The 17,623-nt window shown below is 62.4% G+C and carries 19 protein-coding genes and 1 riboswitch; of the genes, 7 read left to right on the forward strand and 12 right to left on the reverse strand.

Going from position 1 to position 17,623, the window contains the following annotated elements; translation table 11 throughout:
• Window positions 1-86 precede the first annotated feature (86 nt).
• Both F0P97_RS10670 and F0P97_RS10675 read left to right on the forward strand, forming a co-directional pair.
• The gene (locus F0P97_RS10670; RefSeq protein ID WP_182286683.1) at window positions 87-1,283 is read left to right on the forward strand and encodes a PLP-dependent aminotransferase family protein; all 1,197 of its coding nucleotides are present in this window, start codon (window positions 87-89) and stop codon (window positions 1,281-1,283) included.
• A complete protein-coding gene (locus F0P97_RS10675) occupies window positions 1,280-1,501 on the forward strand; it encodes a SlyX family protein (RefSeq protein WP_182286684.1) in 222 nt (73 codons plus the stop codon). The genes F0P97_RS10670 and F0P97_RS10675 overlap by 4 nt, the downstream gene beginning before the upstream one ends.
• 126 nt (window positions 1,502-1,627) lie before the next feature.
• On the opposite strand, the gene F0P97_RS10680 is transcribed toward F0P97_RS10675, so the two are convergent.
• From F0P97_RS10680 to F0P97_RS10690, 3 genes are all read right to left on the reverse strand, one after another.
• Entirely contained in the window at window positions 1,628-1,771 is a 144-nt protein-coding gene (locus F0P97_RS10680; protein ID WP_182286685.1) for a DUF3149 domain-containing protein, read from the reverse strand.
• Window positions 1,772-1,987: 216 nt separating this feature from the next.
• Window positions 1,988-3,415 carry a M20 family metallopeptidase gene (locus F0P97_RS10685; RefSeq protein ID WP_182286686.1) on the reverse strand — a complete coding sequence of 476 codons (1,428 nt, stop codon included), beginning with the start codon at window positions 3,413-3,415 and terminating at the stop codon, window positions 1,988-1,990.
• A 90-nt stretch (window positions 3,416-3,505) separates the two neighbouring features.
• Window positions 3,506-4,531 carry a tripartite tricarboxylate transporter substrate-binding protein gene (locus tag F0P97_RS10690; protein WP_182286687.1) on the reverse strand — a complete coding sequence of 342 codons (1,026 nt, stop codon included), beginning with the start codon at window positions 4,529-4,531 and terminating at the stop codon, window positions 3,506-3,508.
• A gap of 697 nt (window positions 4,532-5,228) precedes the next feature.
• Between F0P97_RS10690 and F0P97_RS10695 the strand changes: the two genes are divergently transcribed.
• The 4 genes from F0P97_RS10695 (at window position 5,229) to F0P97_RS10710 (ending at window position 8,824) form a co-directional block, all read left to right on the forward strand.
• Window positions 5,229-6,131, forward strand: a complete 903-nt coding sequence (locus tag F0P97_RS10695; protein ID WP_182286688.1) for a glutamate ABC transporter substrate-binding protein — start codon at window positions 5,229-5,231, stop codon at window positions 6,129-6,131.
• A 3-nt stretch (window positions 6,132-6,134) separates the two neighbouring features.
• Window positions 6,135-6,797: an amino acid ABC transporter permease gene (locus F0P97_RS10700; protein WP_182286689.1), complete on the forward strand. Its 663-nt coding sequence runs from the start codon at window positions 6,135-6,137 to the stop codon at window positions 6,795-6,797.
• Entirely contained in the window at window positions 6,794-7,594 is an 801-nt protein-coding gene (locus F0P97_RS10705) for an amino acid ABC transporter permease (protein ID WP_182286690.1), read from the forward strand. The genes F0P97_RS10700 and F0P97_RS10705 overlap by 4 nt, the downstream gene beginning before the upstream one ends.
• A gap of 222 nt (window positions 7,595-7,816) precedes the next feature.
• On the forward strand, window positions 7,817-8,824 hold the full coding sequence (locus F0P97_RS10710; protein ID WP_182286691.1) for a LysR family transcriptional regulator: 1,008 nt from the start codon (window positions 7,817-7,819) through the stop codon (window positions 8,822-8,824).
• Between the two features lie 118 nt (window positions 8,825-8,942).
• Here F0P97_RS10710 and cobF read toward each other — a convergent pair whose 3' ends face one another.
• The 4 genes from cobF to cbiT are packed head-to-tail and all read right to left on the reverse strand — an operon-like array spanning window position 8,943 to window position 12,128.
• Complete coding sequence (cobF, locus tag F0P97_RS10715) at window positions 8,943-9,701, reverse strand: precorrin-6A synthase (deacetylating) (protein WP_182286692.1); 759 nt, start codon at window positions 9,699-9,701, stop codon at window positions 8,943-8,945.
• Window positions 9,701-10,495, reverse strand: a complete 795-nt coding sequence (gene cobM / locus F0P97_RS10720; RefSeq protein ID WP_182286693.1) for a precorrin-4 C(11)-methyltransferase — start codon at window positions 10,493-10,495, stop codon at window positions 9,701-9,703. The genes cobF and cobM overlap by 1 nt, the downstream gene beginning before the upstream one ends.
• Complete coding sequence (locus F0P97_RS10725) at window positions 10,492-10,935, reverse strand: cobalamin biosynthesis protein (protein ID WP_182286694.1); 444 nt, start codon at window positions 10,933-10,935, stop codon at window positions 10,492-10,494. Before F0P97_RS10725 ends, cobM begins: the two co-directional genes overlap by 4 nt.
• On the reverse strand, window positions 10,932-12,128 hold the full coding sequence (gene cbiT / locus F0P97_RS10730; protein ID WP_182286695.1) for a precorrin-6Y C5,15-methyltransferase (decarboxylating) subunit CbiT: 1,197 nt from the start codon (window positions 12,126-12,128) through the stop codon (window positions 10,932-10,934). The genes F0P97_RS10725 and cbiT overlap by 4 nt, the downstream gene beginning before the upstream one ends.
• On the opposite strand from cbiT, the gene F0P97_RS10735 reads away from it, so the two are divergent.
• Window positions 12,121-12,876: a cobalt-precorrin-6A reductase gene (locus F0P97_RS10735; RefSeq protein WP_198424713.1), complete on the forward strand. Its 756-nt coding sequence runs from the start codon at window positions 12,121-12,123 to the stop codon at window positions 12,874-12,876. The genes cbiT and F0P97_RS10735 overlap by 8 nt on opposite strands.
• 31 nt (window positions 12,877-12,907) lie before the next feature.
• On the opposite strand, the gene cobJ is transcribed toward F0P97_RS10735, so the two are convergent.
• The 5 genes from cobJ to F0P97_RS10760 all read right to left on the reverse strand — a co-directional run bounded on the left by cobJ (window position 12,908) and on the right by F0P97_RS10760 (window position 17,562).
• Window positions 12,908-13,696 carry a precorrin-3B C(17)-methyltransferase gene (gene cobJ / locus F0P97_RS10740; RefSeq protein ID WP_182286697.1) on the reverse strand — a complete coding sequence of 263 codons (789 nt, stop codon included), beginning with the start codon at window positions 13,694-13,696 and terminating at the stop codon, window positions 12,908-12,910.
• Window positions 13,697-13,721: 25 nt separating this feature from the next.
• On the reverse strand, window positions 13,722-14,462 hold the full coding sequence (gene cobI / locus F0P97_RS10745) for a precorrin-2 C(20)-methyltransferase (protein WP_182286698.1): 741 nt from the start codon (window positions 14,460-14,462) through the stop codon (window positions 13,722-13,724).
• 11 nt (window positions 14,463-14,473) lie between these two features.
• Entirely contained in the window at window positions 14,474-15,103 is a 630-nt protein-coding gene (locus F0P97_RS10750) for a precorrin-8X methylmutase (RefSeq protein ID WP_182286699.1), read from the reverse strand.
• Entirely contained in the window at window positions 15,087-16,358 is a 1,272-nt protein-coding gene (locus F0P97_RS10755) for a nitrite reductase (protein WP_232538195.1), read from the reverse strand. Before F0P97_RS10755 ends, F0P97_RS10750 begins: the two co-directional genes overlap by 17 nt.
• Before the next feature lie 198 nt (window positions 16,359-16,556).
• A riboswitch (cobalamin riboswitch) is annotated at window positions 16,557-16,799 on the reverse strand.
• A gap of 172 nt (window positions 16,800-16,971) precedes the next feature.
• Window positions 16,972-17,562, reverse strand: coding sequence for a vWA domain-containing protein (locus F0P97_RS10760; protein ID WP_182286700.1), 591 nt, complete (start codon window positions 17,560-17,562; stop codon window positions 16,972-16,974).
• Between the last annotated feature and the right edge of the window lie 61 nt (window positions 17,563-17,623).

Consider the following 17,623-nt stretch of genomic DNA (forward strand, 5'->3'; position numbering starts at 1 on the left):
GTCTCTGGAGCTATTCGCGCGCCACAATGGGCATCTGCCGCTCAAGCAGCGACGAGATTCCCGTAGCGCTTTAACCAAGAAAACGTATGCAATTTGCCAAACGACTCGATAACGTAGAAACCTCTGCGATCCGCGAACTCTTCAAGCTGCTGGGCAAGCCAGGCATCATCAGCTTTGCGGGCGGCTTTCCAGACAGTGCCATGTTTGACGTAGCCGGGATCAGCGCTGCCTCTGCGGCAGCCCTGCAGCAGGAGGCGGGAGCCGCATTGCAGTACGGTGCGACAGAGGGCTACCAGCCGCTGCGCGAGCAACTGTCGTCCTTTATGGCCGGCAAGGGCGTGCCCGATGTGGCGCCTGATCAGCTCGTCGTCACCACCGGCAGCCAGCAGGCACTGGACTTGCTGGGCAAGACTATGGTGGGAGAGGGTGACAAGGTCATCGTCGAAGGCCCGACTTTCCTGGCCACGATTCAGTGTTTCCGCCTCTATGGCGCAGAGGTGATCTCTGCTCCTGTGGATGAGCATGGCGTGAAGACCGACGAACTGGAAAAGCTGATTGCCGAGCACAAGCCCAAGCTGGTCTATCTGATCCCGACCTTTGGCAACCCCAGTGGTGCCATGCTGAGTCTGGAACGCCGCAAAAAGGTGCTGGAACTGGCCGTCAAGTACCAGACTCTGGTGGTGGAAGACGACCCCTACGGCGATCTGTACTTCAATGAAGCGCCTCCTGCCAGTCTGCTGTCGCTGACACGCGAAGTCCCCGGCAGCCGAGAGTGGCTCGCTCACTGCGGTTCCTTGTCCAAGGTGCTCAGCCCCGGTCTGCGTATCGGCTGGCTGATTGCACATCCCGAATTGCTGGCTCGCGCCGTGATGTGCAAGCAGTTCAGCGATGCTCATACGAGCACCTTTGCCCAGGCCACTGCAGCCCAGTATCTGAAGTCCGGTGCCATGCCCAAGACCCTGGCTCATGTGCGCGAGGTCTATGCCAAGCGTGCCAAGACCATGGGCGATGCGCTGCGTGAGCAACTGGGCGATGCCGTCGAGTTCGTACAGCCTGCCGGCGGCCTGTTCATGTGGGTGCGGCTGACGGGCGCGCGTGGCCAATTGGCGGATGCGGCTATGCTGGCCAAGAAGGCCATTGAAGAGGGGGTGGCCTTTGTACCGGGCGCTCCGTTCTATGCTCAGAACCCTGATGCGGCGACCTTCCGCCTCTCGTTTGCCACGGCTGACGAGGACAAGATTCGCGCAGGCATTGCTCGTCTTGCCAAGGCGCTGAAGTCATGAGCGATGGTCACGAAGCGCTGCAAGAGCGAATCATGGAGCTGGAGATCAAGGCCAGCTACACCGAGGATTTGCTCGAGCAACTCAATATGACGATCTACCGCCAGCAGCAGCAGATCGATCTGTTGATCAACGAGGTGAGGGAACTCAAGCGCCAAGCGCCAGAAGGCGGGGGCGCGATGGTGCGCAATCTGCGCGACGAGTTGCCGCCGCATTACTGAGCACGCTGGGCGGTGCGGTCGAGAAAAAGGCCGGAGTGAAAGCTCCGGCCTTTTTTTGCACTCGAACCGTGTCATGTCGCCAGCAACCCAAGGCAGTGCATGTCCAGCGTGCTATGAAGTTTGGATTTACTCCAATGGGGTACTGGCGACGTTCTTTATCTTGCCAAGGAAGAGGCGGGTAAAGAAGGCGGCCATGACGATGATCAGCAAAATCACGGCCAGGCTCATCAGTCCGTAGTCGGTTGAAAAGAGATCGATCATCAGCTTCATGGTGCCTCCCTGTTGAGTTTCCGCCGTCTTGCGGCATGTCTCACTATGGCCGCTCGGCCTGGCTGGAGGCTTGTGCTGCATCAAGCTTTGACTGCTGCCGCTTTGAGGCAGAGCAAGCTGGCGCGCATTGCGAATCCTCAATCCTGGTGGGTGTTTTCAGGGACTTTTGCTTTGAAGTTGACGAAATTCCTTTCAAAGGAGGGAGCCGTTGCCAACTTACTTTCGCAAAAAGGGCAGGGCTACCTCTGCAGGAATGGGGCAGACATAGGGCTTGCCTTCGCGGCGTTGAAGTAGTTCTTCCTTGGCGCGTTCCAGCAACTCGGGCTGGGCGAACAGTTCCACGGCGGTGGCTGTCAGAATTTTTGCGGCGTGCACCATGCCGGTGTGAGCCAGGCCGGACTGCCCTTGTGACACCATCTGCCAGGAGTGCAGCGGCGTGCCGAAAGCATAGCAGGCCACCCAGGCCTGAACCGTGGGCGTAATCCAGCTCACGTCGGCCACGTCGGTGGAGCCGAACATGATGTCTTTGGTGTTCGGGTCGTAGGGCGTCAGACCTTCGAAAATGGCCGGCACCTTGCCGCGTAGCACGCTCGCCAAAGGGCGGCTGACGGCATCGACATCGCTTTTGTCCAGCGTGGCCTGGAACTGGCCGGCAACAGCATGCGCCTGTGCATCGGCCTGCAACTGTCCCAGTGCCTGCATCTGCGCATGCATCACGCTGTTCAGCGTGCTGTTTTGCAGCAGATTGGAACAGGCCTTGTCGAAGATGATTTCGAGCTTGCAGTCCGTCATCAGCGCGGCGCCACGCGCCACGTTCTGAACGCGCTCATAGAGTTCGGTTGCTTCGTGGTTGCGTGCAGCCCGCACCAGATACAGCACTTCGGCGCGCGCCTGCACGACATTCGGCGACAGACCACCGCTATCGGTGACAGCGTAGTGCACGCGGGCGTCCGAGGGCATGTGCTCGCGCAAATAGTTCACCCCTACGTTCATCAGCTCCACTGCATCCAAGGCGCTGCGGCCCAGGTGGGGAGAGTGCGCGGCATGCGATGCCTTGCCGTGGAAGACAAACTTCGCCTGGATATTGGCCAGCGTACTCTGGCTGAACAGACCGGTGTAGCTGGCTGGGTGCCAGGTCAGTGCTGCATCCACATCATCGAACACACCGGCGCGGGCCATGAAGGTCTTGCCGGAGCCGCCTTCCTCGGCCGGACAGCCGTAATAGCGCACGCGTCCATTCGTTCCTGTGCTTTTCAGGTGTTGTTGCAGAGCAATAGCGGCAAAGTGCGCCGAAGTGCCCAGCAGATGATGGCCGCAGCCGTGGCCGGCCAGACCGGGGCTGTCGGTGGACGGGGTGCACACCAGTGCACCGCTTTGCTGGTTCAGGCCTGACAGGGCGTCGTATTCACCCAGCAAGGCAATGACCGGGCCGGTATCGCCCCATTCGGCCATGAAGGCGGTAGGGATGCCTGCCACATCGCGGGTGATGCGGAAGTCAGCCTGCTGCAGCGCATCGATGTGGAGCTGGACCGACGCGTTCTCGGCATAGCGCAGCTCGGCCAGAGACCAGATCCGGTCGGCCAGCGCCGTCATGCGCGGTGTCTCACGTTGAAAGAAATTCTGCAGGGCGCTCATCGCTTGCATGGCAAAAGTGTCCTTGAGCTGTGGTGAAGAAGATGGGGCATGAGTAAGTCGCCGGCCGACTGCAGCGAGCGCCGGCTGCAGGGCAGGCTCTTATTCGGGCTTGACGCCGGCCTTGTCGAGCAGGGCCTTGTTGCGCTTGAGTTCGGCGGCGATCTGGGCCGGGAACTGGGAGGGTGCCGTCTCGGTCGCCGTAGCGCCCAGATTCTTCAGATGCTTTTGCACCTCGGGCAGGTGGACGGCTTTGACAGCCGCATCCTGCAACTGCTTCACGATGGGGGCTGGTGTGTTGCTGGGGACGACCAGTCCGAACCAGCTGATGCCCAGTTCGTTGAGTTCGTCGTAGCCCAGCTCCTTGAAGGTAGGCACATTGGGCAGGTCGGGCGAGCGGCCATGTGAGGCGACCACCATGGGCAGCAGCTTGCCGCCCTTGATCTGTGGCATTGCCGAGGGCAGCTGGTCGGTCATGATCTGAACCATGCCGGCCAGGGCGTCATTGAGTGCAGGGCCGTTGCCGCGATAGGGCACGATCTGGACCTGGGTCTTCATGGTTTCGTTGAACGAGGCGACCATCAGATGTCCCAGCGTTCCCAGTCCCGGTACTCCGGCGCTGTAGGTGCCGGGCTGTGCCTTGATCTTGGCGAGGAAGTCGTTGAAGTTGTTCACGCCCATCTTGGGGTGGGCCATATAGACCGAAGGCATGGTCACCAGATTGGCCACCGGAAGCAGCTTGCCTTCAATCTTGCTGGCGCGTTTGTAGAGCAGGGGGTTGATGGTGGCCGTGCTCACGGTAGCCATGCCAATGCTGTAGCCGTCCGGAGCTGCCTGGGCGATGGCCTCGCTGCCGATCAGCCCTCCAGCGCCGCCCTTGTTGTCCACGATCACCGGTTGTCCCAGCGTGGTGCGCATGCCTTCGGCAATCACGCGTGCCACGATGTCGGTGGAGCCGCCGGCGGCAAAAGGCACGATGAGCTTGACAGGTTTGCTTGGATAGACGTCAGCGGCCAGTGCCTGCGGCGCGGCCAGGGTCCACAAGGAGCTGGCAATCGCCAGAGAGAGCAGGCCGACGTGGCGAGTGAGGCCATTTGTGCAGCCGCGAGTGCGTGAAGAGATGGACATGGAGGGCTCCTGAAAGGTATCGGCCAATGCGTGCCTGCACCATCAGTGCTGTTCACGAATTTCTGCCGTCATGGAAATGAAATATAGAAATTTCGGAGCCTTGGCAGTACATGTTATTTGCGGTTAGCTATAAGCTTTGCCGATACCTTGGGTGCGCTTCTCCCTGTGGGGTGTGATTTTGACTGGTGAAAACCCTTATATCCCTCGCAATCCTTGAGATCATTGATCACGTTTGCCATGGACAGTGCCTGGGACAGAGATGCCGCTCAAAATCGCTGGATCTGTTTGGGGGGCGTGTGTATTTTGTTCACGCTCGGTGACATCGGAGGTTTCGGCTTCTCAAGTTGATGACTTGAAAGCCACCGTCGAGGTGCTCTCAGCAGATTGCCTTGGCGGTGTGATCGAGCAGCGGCAATATTGCCTTGCCTGCGGCAGGCGCTGCTTGCCCGGCATGGGCACGAGCAATTGCATCGAGCTTGAGTTCAGACTGTTCGCTGGTTGCCACAGCCGGACGCCGGGCGGGGCAGACTCTCGAATGAGGGCTGGGCAAAGCCTGGGACTGTTGGCGGCGTCGTGCCGTGTTGGGGCACAAGGGTTGTATTGTGTGCACAATGGTGGCTCCGCTCGGACGAGCGGCTCGCGCATTCCAAATGCTGCTTTATATTGATTCGCGTCGCAGACCATCCAAGAAGACCGCATGTCGATCAAATCCATTCTGAAATCCACCGTGGTGGCACTGACGATCGTGACCGGTGGGTCGCTTTTCGCACAGGGCACTCCCATCAATGCAGCGGCCTATGATGCTCTGGTTACGCAGGGGCCTGTGGCCGATGCGGCGACCATCGCATCAAGCACCTGGGCCAGCAAGATCAAACAGGCTGGCACGCTGCGCCTCGGCAGCACGCAAACCTCGAATCTTTTCTCGCTGCTCAATGAGAAAGACGGCAAGATCCGCGGCTTTGACCTGGGTCTGGCCCAGCTCATCACTCGCTATATTCTGGGCGACGCCTCGAAGTACCAGTTCACGCAGGTGACCTCGTCCACGCGTGAGCAGGTGCTTATCAATAATCAGGTGGACATGGTCTTCGCCACCTACTCCATCACTCCTGCTCGCGCCGAGAAGATCTCGTTTGCCGGCCCTTACTACACATCGCAGTCCGGCGTGCTGGTCAAGTCGAACAACAAGACGGTTCAGTCATACAACGACCTGGGCGGCAAGAAGGTGGCCACGCAAGCGGGCTCCACGGGGCCTGCGATATTGGCCCAGTATGCCCCCAAGGCTGTTGTGCAAGAGTTTCAGACACATCAGGAAGCCCTCGATGCACTGCGTCAGGGGCGCGTGGATGCCTACGTGACCGATTACACGCTGCTGCTCAATGCCCTGAGCCTTGGCACCAGCAACGCACGGCTGGCGGGTGCGCCATTCGGCGCGCAGGACCCCTATGGCGTTGGACTGCCCAAGGGCTCGGACGGCGTAGCATTTATCAATGCCTTCCTGAAGAAGCTGGAGGCTGACGGAACCTGGGCCAAACTTTGGACTATCTCCATAGGACAGCGCACCGGTAGCACGACTGTTCCGACACCGCCCGCTCTGCCTTGAACGATGGGTGAGGTTTCCAGGCTCCTGGCCGACTATGGGCCTGCCTTCTGGCAGGCCCTCTTGCTGACTTGGAAGCTCACGGTGGTGTCCTTTGTGCCCGGGGTCATGCTGGGCACGGTCATCGCGGTGCTTAGGCTTATGCCATTGCCGCCGCTGCGCATGGCACTGACCGTCTACGTCGAGATCTTCCGCAATATTCCCAGCGTAGCGCTGCTGATCTTCATCGTTTTCGCGCTCCCCGATCTCAACATCGTGATTGACTATGAGCCCAGCGTGATCCTGACGCTGACGCTGGTCTGCTCCGCATTCACGGCGGACTATCTGCGCTCGGGGATCAACACCATTCCAGGTAGCCAGATTGAGGCTGCGCTCAGCCTGGGCATGCGGCCGCTGCAGATTGTTTCTGCCGTGGTCTTGCCACAGGCGCTGCGTTCGGTGGTGCAGCCGATGACTTCGCTGCTGATTGCATTGATGCTGTCGACCTCTCTGGCGTCGCAGTTGCCGTTTCCAGGCAGGGAGCTCACCGCGCTCGTATCCAAGATCGCCAACGATTCGGCGCTCGGCATTGCCGCGTTCGCCGTGGCCGCCACGATGTATGTTGCGACAGGCCTGCTCATCGCCTGGGCCGGCGCGGCTCTGGAAAAGAAAGTGCGGATACTGCGATGAGCCGTTCTCTGGAGGACATTCTGTTTGCTGCGCCAGGCGCCCAGGTCCGGGCCGTCACCAACGCGGTGAGCTCAATCGCGGCAGCCGTGCTGCTTTTGCTGGCGGTGGCAATCGTGTTCCGCTTCCACTCGGCAGGGCAGCTCGATGCCCCGTATTGGGAATTCTTTGCCTGGCCGACGACCTGGAGCTTTCTTGCCAAAGGTCTGCTCGGCACGCTGGCGTCGTCGGCGATGGCCGCCGTCATTGCTCTGGCCCTCGGGCTGGTGCTGCTGCTGGGGCGGCTGTCGCGGCTGAGGCTGATGCGTTGGCCCAGCATTGCTGTCATCGAGTTCCTGCGCGGCACGCCGACGCTGCTGCTCATCTATGTTTGCTTTCTGGTGCTGCCATCGGTCGGGATCAAGCTGAGCACCTATTGGATGCTGACCTTGCCCATAGGCCTGAGTACCGCAGCCGTGGTTGCCGAGGTATACCGCGCTGGCGTGCTCGCCGTTCCGCGCGGCCAGACCGATGCTGCGCGAAGCCTGGGGTTGACCGAAGTCCAGGTCTTTTTCTCCATCGTCTTTCCTCAGGCCCTTCGCTACATTGTTCCGGCACTGGTTGCGCAACTGGTGATCGTGGTCAAGGACACCACCTTCGGCTATGTCGTCACCTATGGTGAACTCATGCAGAACGCCAAGGTGCTGATAGCGAACTACCACTCGCTGGTGCCTGTATACCTGGTCGTGGCGGCGCTTTACTGCCTTGTGAACTATGCGATCTCAAAGGCGAGTCAGCGACTAGGTAGGCCCATGCATTGATTACTCTTGGGAAGTTCACGGGTGGCTGGTACAGCCCTCTGTCATCAGCAATAGGGGCAATCGGGAGCGAGTGCATAGTCAGATGCGTGCACACTATCCGAATAACGGTCATTTCGATGCTCGATGCGAGTGGCTCGCTCTCGAACACCGGATATGTTCGCTGCCGGCATTGGCGAGAGGCTGCAACGAACTTTGCGGAAGCGATCGACACCCGTTGAAATCATGGCTGCTGACTCTTCTTTTTCTCAGATACAGGCCGGAGCAGGGGCTGCAAGCCCCGAGGGCCGCTTGCTCTTTTCCCGTATGGTCAAGCAGGTACGGCTGCGTCAGTTGCAGCTTTTGCTGGCTTTGCAGCAATGTGGCTCGGTCATGCAGGCGGCAGTGGAGCTGAGCATGAGTCAGTCAGCAGCTACCCAGGCCCTGGCCGAACTGGAGCGGGTGCTGGACATCAAGCTGTTCGAACGCCATGCGCGCGGCATGCGGCCCACAGTGGCAGGCCAGGCCCTGATCGATGCGGCACGCAGCATGCTGGTGGGATTGCAGGAAGTGTCCGAATCGCTGGCCTCCATCCGTCGCGGGGCTTCGGCAGCGTTACGCCTCGGGGCCATCCCGGCAGCTGCGCTTTCGGTGCTCTCCCAACTGCTGCCACGCTTTTATGAGGCACACCCGCAGGTCTATGTGGATGTGCATGAGGACGCCAGCGCTCCTTTGCTGTCGCAGCTCATGGCTTCGGGTCTCGATGTGGTGTTCTGTCGCCAGCCCCAGCTTTTGCCGGCGGAGTTTTCCTTTGAGCCGCTGCTGCTCGATGCGGCCGTGGTGATTGCGGATGCCGGTCATCCGCTTGTCGGGCGGCGCGATGTGCCGCTGCCTGCCTTGAGGGGCGCGCGCTGGGTGCTGCCGAGCTTTGGCATCGCGGTGCGCAATATCGTGGAGACCGAGGTGCTGCCCGTGCTGGAGGATGCCTCCTGGTTTCCGGCCTCCACCGTGTCCCTGCCCGTGCTCGAGGGCCTGCTCACCCAGCCTGGGGCCGTATCGCTGGTGCCTCGCAGCATCCTGCCGGGACTGCGTTCCCAGGGGCGTGTGCGTGCGCTGGATGTGCGTATAGAGGGAGGTTTGCCGCCGCTGGGTGCGGTGTATCGCACAGACCATGCGCCAGCGCTGCTGCAGGAGATGCTCAGGCTCTGGCATCGGCTCGAGCTGCCTCATGCGGCAGCACCTGCGTCCGCATAGGCAGGCACTGGCAATCAAGCTGAACGTCCCGGACCATCGAGTCCTTGATGAGGTGAAGCACACCGCATGGTGATCCGGTGTACCTGCCAGGCGACTGATGCGCCTTGGCGGCCTTGGGTCAGGGTGCCGCAACCCTGCGCAGCAGGTAGATGTCCATGATCCAGCCATTTTGCTCGCGGGCCTGGGCGCGCCTTCTGGTGATGTCTGGCGCGATGTCGCAAAGCCGGCCATGCATGAGCAATTGCTGGGGCATGCCCAGATAGGCGCCCCAGTAGATGTCGACATCGGTGTCTTTCAGCTGTTCATAGCTGCGTTGGCCATCGAGCATCACGACCAGGGTATTCACCCCGGATGGCCAGCCGTTTTCGCGCAACTGGCGACCGGTGGTGATCAGAAAGGGCTCGCCGATGTCATTGAGTGCAATGCCGTGGGCACTGCACAGCACCTGCATGGATGTGATGCCGGGCACGACGCGTACCTGTTCGCGGGCCAGGCCCAGACGCGAGGCAATGCGCAGCGTGCTGTCGTAGAGGGCCGGGTCGCCCCAGACAAGCAGGGCCACACGCCCCGAGCGCTCAGGAAGACGGTCCTGAAGACTGACTTGCCAGCGCCGGGCAATGGCGTCGTGCCACTCATCCACCTGCTGGTCGTAGTCCGATCCCTGCTGACGGCGTTGCGGCATGTCGAAGTGAGCAATTCGGCGCTCGTCTACGGCCAGGCTTTGCAGCAGCGACAGGCGGACCTGGGCCAGCTCCGCCTTGCTGTCCTCCTTGTGTGGCAGCAGAACCAGGTCGGCGCTGCGAATCGCTTTCTCGGCTTCCCGGGTGAGGTGATCGGGGTTGCCGGTGCCGATGCCGATCAGGAATAGCTCCAGCATCAGGCGCCCTCGGTTCCGCACGGAAAACGCGGTTCGTCGCCGCGCGGCCGATAGCGGCGATCGTAGTCATTGGCATAGAGCCGGCTGCTGCCGAAATCCTGCTGGCTCAGTGTGGCCCCGACCAGAATCAGTGCGCTGCGCTGCAGCGGATTGGATTGGGCTGTGCTGGCGATATCTCCCACGCGGGTGCGCACCAATTGCTCGTCCGGCCATGAGGCGCGCCAGACAATGGCTGCAGGGCAATCGGGGCCGTAATGGCTGGTGAGTTCCTGCTGCACCTGCTCGGCCACATGGACCGACAGATGAATGGCCAGCACGGCGCCGGTCGCCGCGAAGGCGGCCAGGGTTTCGCCGTCGGGCATGCTCGACGCCCGGCCCGAGGTACGTGTCAGCACCACCGATTGGCAGGAGCCAGGCAAAGTCAGTTCCGCTTCCAGAGCAGCGGCCGCTGCGCTGAAAGCGGGGACACCCGGCGTGACGGTGTAGGGGATGTTCAGCTCGCGCAGGGCGCGCAACTGCTCACCCATGGCGGACCAGATGCTCAGGTCACCGGAATGCAGGCGGACAACATCCAGCCCTTGCTCATGTGCGGTCTGGATTTCTGCCACGATGTCTTCCAGCGACATGGGGGCGGTGTTGACGAGACGGGCACCCGCAGGGCAGTGCGCCAGCAACTCGCTGGGTACCAGCGAGCCTGCATATAGACACACAGGCGAGGCAGCCAGCAGATCACGCCCGCGAACGGTGATGAGGTCGGCCGCACCGGGGCCGGCTCCGATGAAATGAACGGTCAAGGCAAAACTCCAGGGATAAATGGTGTGGGCAGCGGCAAGCCGGCAATCGCCAGCGTCGCACGTCGGTCTGCCGAAACGGTGCGCAGCACCAGCAGTCGGCTATGGGCCAGGACGGTGCCGGCGTGCAGGGCCAGGGCTTCTGCAACGCTGCCCGTGGCAAAGCGCTGCTGCAATCTTGCGGAATGGGATGGTGTGGCGATATGAGCAATCGCGCTTTCTGCAAAGCTCTTCCAGTCGATATGGCCCGGAATCTGGCTCGCCCAATCCTGCAAGGCGCTCGCCGCTGAGGTCTGGCTCCTGCTGGCCAGGAAAGCAAAGGTCCAGCGGCAGGGCGCTGAATCAGCGCTCTCTAGCCTCTGCTGGGCCTGGGTCCAGCAGCTTTCGAATGATTGGGGCAGAGCGCCGGCCTGAAAGCCCCAGCCTGCGAACAAATATCTCATTGACTGCTCCAGACCCACTGCACCAGGGGGCGGGCCGGGGACCAGGAATGCATGCTGCCCAGGCTCTGTGCTTCGCTCCATTGCAGCTGATACAACTGGCCACCATGCGTGCGGTGCAGCTCCAGCAGCAGTGCCTGAGTGTGCAGCGCCACGGCATTCACCACCAGCCGCCAAGGTCCGGAAAGACGCATGTGCAGGGCATTGAACAGCTCCGCGCTGAAGCCACCGCCGACAAAAACGGCCTGAGGCTCTGGCTGCAGACGGGGCAGGGCTGCCAGGGCATGGTCGTGAACCACTTCGATCGCTGCCGCATAGCGCTCAGCGTTCTGCGCAATATTGGCCACACGCGCGGCGTGCTGCTCCACGCAGATGGCCTGACCGCCAGCCAGACACCACTCGATGGCGACCGAGCCCGAGCCCGCACCCAGATCCCAGAGCCACTCGCCTTGGCGCGGAGCCAGCGCAGCCAGCGTCATGGCCCGCACCGGGCTCTTGGTGATCTGCCCGTCATGTGCAAACTCACTGACGGGCCTGCCTGGTACCCTGGACAGACCTTTTTCGCCGCGCGCTTCGAAAGCCGCAGTCACAGGGGCCTTGGCTGGCTGGCTTGCCAACAGGGCGGCCAGTTCGCGCACCGTGCCGCTGCGTATGTCCTGCTGATTGCTGCCTGCCTGCTCCACCAGCCACAGCGGGCTGTCGCCCCAGCCCTGTTGCTGCAGCCATTGAGCCAGAGTGTGAGCGGCCGTTCCATCACGCAACAGGCAGATAAAGCGCTCTTGAGGCGCCAGCAGAGGCGTCAGGCTGCTCAGGCTGCGGGCATGAAGGCCCAGACAATGGGTGCGCTCCTGGGACCAGCCCAGCTCGCCTGCAACCCAGGAAAATGTCGAGGCTTGAGGGTAGTTGCGCCACTCGCCCAGTTCCAGGCGTCTGGCCAGCGATGCACCGGCACCGAAGTGAAACGGATCGCCGGACACCAGCACGGCCACGCCTTGCTGTCCGCGCAGTTGCAGCACGGGCTCGACGCTGAAGGGGATCGGCCACGCTCTGCCACGCGCTCCTGCCTGCGCCAGCGCCAGATGACGCGGACTGCCGAACACAACACTGGCATCATCCAGGGCTTGTCGCGCTGCGGGGCTCAGGCCTTCCAGCCCTGACGGATGAATTCCGATAATTGAAAGCCACGGATTGGCCATGACCCAAGTTCTCCTGTTAGGCGGCACTTTCGATGCCTATATGTTGTCCACGCTGCTGCATGAGGCCGGGGTGCAAGCCATCTATTCCTATGCCGGAGCCACCCAGACGCGCCGTACTCCGGCTTTGCCGGTGCGTGTAGGCGGCTTTGGCGGCGTGCAGGGGCTGGTCGATTACCTGAGTGCGCATCACATCACCCATGTCATCGACGCCACCCACCCGTTCGCGGCACAGATGAGTGCCAATGCCATCGCGGCCTGTGCCCAACTGGATCTGCCCTTGCTGTCCATGGAGCGGCCAGCCTGGCAGGCACAGCCCGGCGATCAATGGCGGCATGTGCCGGATATGGCGGCTGCCGCCAAGATCCTGAGCCCCATGCTCAAGCGGGTGTTTCTGGCCATAGGGCGCAAGCAGCTGGCGGCGTTTGCGGGCCTGGCCGGCGAGCACCAGTTTGTGCTGCGCGTCATCGACCGGGAAGGCGGCGCCTTGCCTTTGCCGGCATCCAGCTATGAGCTGATCGTGGCGCGCGGTCCGTTTCGGCTCGCCGACGAACTGGTGCTGCTCGGGCAGTACCGCATCGACTGCATCGTCAGCAAGAACGCCGGTGGCGCAGATACCTATGCCAAGATCGAGGCCGCGCGGCAGCTGGGTATTCCGGTCATCATGGTCGACAGGCCTGTGCTGGCGCCGCGCGCCCAGTGCCAATGCCCGCAGCAGGCCATGGAGTGGCTGCGCCGGCAGTGCTGCTGAGCAGCTGTACCCGGCAAGGCCTTGTGTGCGCTCAGGCATGGTCTGTCACGGCAGAGGTAGCGCTGCTGCTTGTCTCATAGCTGCGCGGGGTATAGACATGCTTGCCCACCTGGCGGGTCTGGCTGTTGCCCACGATCACCACCGTGCGCATATCGGCCATATCGGCTTGTGCATCCAGCAGCCGCACGATCTGCAGCGTTTCATCGGGGCGACTGACGTTGCGGGCAAAGCAGATCAGGCGCTCGGGCTCGCACTCCTGCTGCAGCACCTGCAGTGCCCGGGAAAAGCCTTGCGGGCGTGACCGAGAGCAGGGGTTGTAGAACGCCATGGCGAAATCGGCCTGGGCGGCCAGACGGATGCGGCGCTCGATGATGCTGGCGGGTTTGAGGTTGTCGGACAGGTTGATGGTGCAGAAGTCATGTCCCAAGGGGGCGCCCAGACGCGCTGCCGCGGCCAGCATGGCGGTGATGCCCGGCTGCACCTGAACGTCCACGCTCTGCCAGCGGGCATGCTCCTCGGGGCTGGCCTGCTCCAGCGTCTCGAACACGGCACTGGCCATGGCGAATACGCCCGGGTCGCCCGACGAGAGCATCAGCACCTTGCGGCCCTGGGCTGCAAGATTCAAGGCATTGCGCGCACGCTCCAGCTCCTCGCGGTTGTCGCTGGCGTGCAGTTGCAGATGTTCCAGACCCTGCAGCCGCGCCACATAGGGAAAGTAGCCGAATGCATCGCTGGCGCTGGCAATGCTTTCGCGCACCTGCTGCGTCAGCAGGGCATCATCGCCCGGGCCCAGGCCCAGCACCAGGAGTTGTGGAGGCATTGTGGTCGTGCTCATGACAGCGCGATCACATGTCGTTTGCCGGGCGGCGGCCCTGGCCGTGCACGACGATGATGGCGAAATAGGGGCAGCGCTCGGGTGCATCGCGCAGCGGCATGACCTGCTGATCGCTCATGGTGCCGTTGATGACCAGCCAGGCGCGCTCCAGCTTGCCTTGCTCGTCCAGCAGTGCACGGATGCGGCCCAGATGCCGTCCCACCTTCATGATGACCAGTGCGTCCGAGCGCGCCATATGCTCGCGCAGCGGCGTATCGGGCAGGGTCGCGGGCAGCACGCTCATCACATCGTCGCCCCAGGTCATGGGAATGCCGGTGGCATGCCAGCAGCCCACCATGCCGGGTATGCCGGGCAGCACCTCCACCGTCACCTGTTGCGCCTGGCGCAGGCGCACATAGAGATGCATGAAGGAGCCGTAGAAGAATGGATCGCCTTCGCAGAGCACGATCACATCCTCGCTGCGCGTCAGCTCCGTCAGCCGGGCCTGCCAGTCCTGATAGAAGCTGGACAGCTGGGCGATGTAGCGCGGGTCGTCGTGCGGAATCTCCGTGGTCAGGGGGTACTCCATCGGGTACTCCGTGACCTCGGCATGCAGAAGGCCATTGACCAGTTGCCGCGCCTTGCCCGGGTGACCGCGCTTGCGGAAGTAGGCCACATGACGGGCGTTTCTCAGCAAGCGGTCGGCCTTCACGCTCATCATGTCGGGATCGCCGGGACCCAGTCCCACGCAGAAGATTTTTCCGTGATTCATGGTGACTCTTCCTACTCCACCGTGGTTGCCAGTGCGTTGATGGCGGCAACCGTGATGGCGGATCCGCCGAGGCGTCCTTGCACGATGGCAAACGGAATCTGCCCCCATTCGCGCAGCGCGTCCTTGGACTCCGCAGCTCCCACAAAGCCGACCGGGCAGCCGACGATGGCGGCCGGGCGCGGACAGCCCGGGTCCTGCAGCATATGGAGCAGATGAAACAGGGCCGTCGGCGCATTGCCTATGGCGACCACGGCGCCGTCCAGATGCTCGCGCCACAGCTCCAGCGCAGCGGCGCTGCGGGTGTTGCCCATGTCGGCTGCCAGCGCTGGCACACGCGGGTCTTGCAGGGTGCAGATGATGGGGTTCCGGGCCGACAGGCGCTTGCGCGTGATCCCCTCGCTGACCATGCGTGCATCGCAGAGCACGGGTGCTCCGCGCTGCAGCGCGGCTTCCGCTGCTTCGGCAAAGGTCGGGGAGAAATGGATATGTGCGGCCAGTTCCACCATGCCGGCCGCGTGAATCATGCGGCAGGCGACCCGCTCTTCCACGGGGTTGAAGCGCTTGAGATCGGCCTCTCGGCGGATGATGCTGAACGATTGCCGGTAAATCTCTTCACCGCACTTTTCATAGTTGTAGGTCATTGAGTTGTTGCTGTATCTCGTGAGGATCGGAGTTCAGAGGCCGATAGGGAATGGATGCCCGGGCCGACGGCTGCGCTTCGGCGGGGCTGGCGTGGAGCCATATCTGGCCCGTTGTGTCCTGGCTGGCAAACACCACACTTGTCGCATCGGCAGTCAGGGCACAGAGCTTGGCGCAGCCGCTGATATGAAGATGCCGGTCCGCCGCCTGTGAGCTGGCGAATTGCAAGGCCATGGGCTGGGCCGGGATATGGGCCTGAGGGCAGTTGGGGGCACCGGTGCAGGCCGAGACCCGCAGGCGCACATCCGCAGACTGGCTGATCCAGTCCCTGGCATCGAGCCTGGCAGGCAGTGAATCCAGGTGCTTGTTCGGCAGCAGCAAGGATTTCCAGGGCGTGACCCGGATCTCCGCTTGTTCGGGCATGAGAGCCGCCAGCTTCTGTATGGCCCATGCGTCCAGGCGTCCCAAGGGGGCGCCGAGCAGCAGGCCGTGAGGATTGAGCGCTCCGGGCCGCAACGGCCTGGCAGCGCTCCTGTCCGGAGTGCGGGGCTCAAGGTGATGACTGGCCTTGGCGAGTCCGCAGGCATGAAGGTCGATAGGCTTGGCAAGGCCGCGCAATCGGCCTGCCGCCTGCGCACTGCGCTCGCGGGCAAACCACAGGGCAATCTGTATGGCTGCCTGCACGGCAGCCGGTGCAGTCTCAAAGCCATACCAGTCTTCCGATTGGCCCAGGGCAAGTCCATAGCCTCCATCGGCGCAGGCCCATAGTTGAAGGTCGGAGCTCAGGCTTCGGAGATGGCACTGCGGATCGTCGACCAGCATGTCGAATTTGCCGGGCAGGGCCGGCATGTTCTGCTGTTGCAGGGCCAGGGGACTGAGGTCACGCGCAGTTGCACCGCAAAGCGCCAGAGCCAGTGCATGGGTGCGATCTCCTCTTGTATAGAACGGAGTGCAATGCACGGCAGGCGCCAGATCTGCCTGCTCATCGGCAGGGGCCAGCCTGGAAACAACGAGCGCTGCGCGCAAGGCAGGCAGAGCCGATTCGTGCACGCCGCGCAGTTGCAGATTGCCGAGGCGGGTCAACTCGATCTGGCCCGAGGCATGGGTTCGTGCGAGTTCGGCCAGTACCAGCCACTGAGCGGCGGTGAGAGACGCACAGCGAGGTCGCACGCGCACGATCCAGCCGTCCTGTGCCTGCATGGGCTTCCAGGTGCTGGGACACCAGCCACGAATCTGGATGGGCTCAGGGCTGGACAAGCTCTGCTCCACACAGTGCGGTCAGCGCGCCGCCGACCCACAGGGACAAATCTGAATGGCAAATTCCATGCAACATAGGTCATTCACGGTCGGTTTGGCCGAAACCCGGGCCAGACAAACAAAATGTGCAGAGGGAAAATGAAGAGGTGATGAGCCGCGCGCAGGCACGGACATATCACAAGCCACATGCAATCCCGCTGCGTCTTGTACACATCAGGCCGGTCTCCGGACTTACAGAGCCCACCTGAGGGTGGCATATCGATGCGCCTTCCCGCTTTCGCAGTGGCTGCCATGGCCGTGGGCCAGAGCTTGCATCTCCATATCTCTGATTACCGTTGCGGGTGCAGTGCAGGATTGATGGGAGAACTCCATCCACCTGCTTCTCGTTTCACCTCCGCGTGCAAAAGCACGCCATGAGGCACCTGTGGTGGCGCGATCTTACGCGATAACCTGATGCACCCGGCCAAATTCATCGGCTTGGCAGTAGCTTTCCTGCTGTCTGTACGGTGACCGTATATCGATCAGGCGAGCAGGCGGGCCGCAGTGATGCCCTGTTTGATGATTATCAAAATAGATGGCTATTGGCGCTTGTCTGTTAGAGGGTCGGGGGCATTTATTGGGCGAATTTCAGCGGCAGTCGCAGGGTGTCCGGCCAGACCTTTGCCAGTCGCTCGGCGCCGCCAAACAGACGTCTGCTCTGGCCCGCAGCGGTTTCACAGTCCACCAGAATCTGTGTCAAGGCAGGTACGGGACCGCGCTCCAGCTGCAGCACATCGGGGCTGCGGAAGTCGCTGATCAGCCACAGGCAGGACGGTTGCCGGGAGTGTCTGGCCGCCATCTGCCAGCCTGCCTGCAGGGCCTGGGTCAGCGGCGTGCCGCCACCGCCGCGCAGCGGCTCGATCAGATCGGCATTCCAGCGTGGCGCCCTCGCGGGCTCCAGCAGCCAGTGCAGCCGACCTGCGCCGAAGCAGAGCAGGGCCACGGATTCGCGCTGCAGATAGGCCCGGCGCAGCCACTGCAGCAGCAGACCCTTGGCCTGGGCAAACGCACCGCTCTCCACCATGGAGGCCGAGCAGTCCAGCAGGAACAGGTGTTGCCTGGGTACAGCTCCCTCCGGCTGGCGCCAGCGCAGATGTGCGGAGGCCAGCGGCTGACCTTGGCGCTGGCGCAGGGTAGCAGTCCAGTCAATCGATGCCCCTGGCATCTTGAGGATGCTGGGTGCGGCGTGGCTGGCCAGGGCCAGGCCATGGTTTTCTGAGCCGACT

The organism is Comamonas testosteroni, assembly GCF_014076415.1.
In the GTDB taxonomy this organism is placed as follows: domain Bacteria; phylum Pseudomonadota; class Gammaproteobacteria; order Burkholderiales; family Burkholderiaceae_C; genus Comamonas; species Comamonas testosteroni_F.

Coding starts and splice junctions, on each gene's coding strand:
- F0P97_RS10670 (WP_182286683.1), top strand. CDS start 87: ATGCAATTTGCCAAACGACTCGATAACGTAGAAACCTCTGCGATCCGC.
- F0P97_RS10675 (WP_182286684.1), top strand. CDS start 1,280: ATGAGCGATGGTCACGAAGCGCTGCAAGAGCGAATCATGGAGCTGGAG.
- F0P97_RS10680 (WP_182286685.1), bottom strand. CDS start 1,771: ATGAAGCTGATGATCGATCTCTTTTCAACCGACTACGGACTGATGAGC.
- F0P97_RS10685 (WP_182286686.1), bottom strand. CDS start 3,415: ATGCAAGCGATGAGCGCCCTGCAGAATTTCTTTCAACGTGAGACACCG.
- F0P97_RS10690 (WP_182286687.1), bottom strand. CDS start 4,531: ATGTCCATCTCTTCACGCACTCGCGGCTGCACAAATGGCCTCACTCGC.
- F0P97_RS10695 (WP_182286688.1), top strand. CDS start 5,229: ATGTCGATCAAATCCATTCTGAAATCCACCGTGGTGGCACTGACGATC.
- F0P97_RS10700 (WP_182286689.1), top strand. CDS start 6,135: ATGGGTGAGGTTTCCAGGCTCCTGGCCGACTATGGGCCTGCCTTCTGG.
- F0P97_RS10705 (WP_182286690.1), top strand. CDS start 6,794: ATGAGCCGTTCTCTGGAGGACATTCTGTTTGCTGCGCCAGGCGCCCAG.
- F0P97_RS10710 (WP_182286691.1), top strand. CDS start 7,817: ATGGCTGCTGACTCTTCTTTTTCTCAGATACAGGCCGGAGCAGGGGCT.
- cobF (WP_182286692.1), bottom strand. CDS start 9,701: ATGCTGGAGCTATTCCTGATCGGCATCGGCACCGGCAACCCCGATCAC.
- F0P97_RS10725 (WP_182286694.1), bottom strand. CDS start 10,935: ATGAGATATTTGTTCGCAGGCTGGGGCTTTCAGGCCGGCGCTCTGCCC.
- cbiT (WP_182286695.1), bottom strand. CDS start 12,128: ATGGCCAATCCGTGGCTTTCAATTATCGGAATTCATCCGTCAGGGCTG.
- cobJ (WP_182286697.1), bottom strand. CDS start 13,696: ATGCCTCCACAACTCCTGGTGCTGGGCCTGGGCCCGGGCGATGATGCC.
- cobI (WP_182286698.1), bottom strand. CDS start 14,462: ATGAATCACGGAAAAATCTTCTGCGTGGGACTGGGTCCCGGCGATCCC.
- F0P97_RS10750 (WP_182286699.1), bottom strand. CDS start 15,103: ATGACCTACAACTATGAAAAGTGCGGTGAAGAGATTTACCGGCAATCG.
- F0P97_RS10760 (WP_182286700.1), bottom strand. CDS start 17,562: ATGCCAGGGGCATCGATTGACTGGACTGCTACCCTGCGCCAGCGCCAA.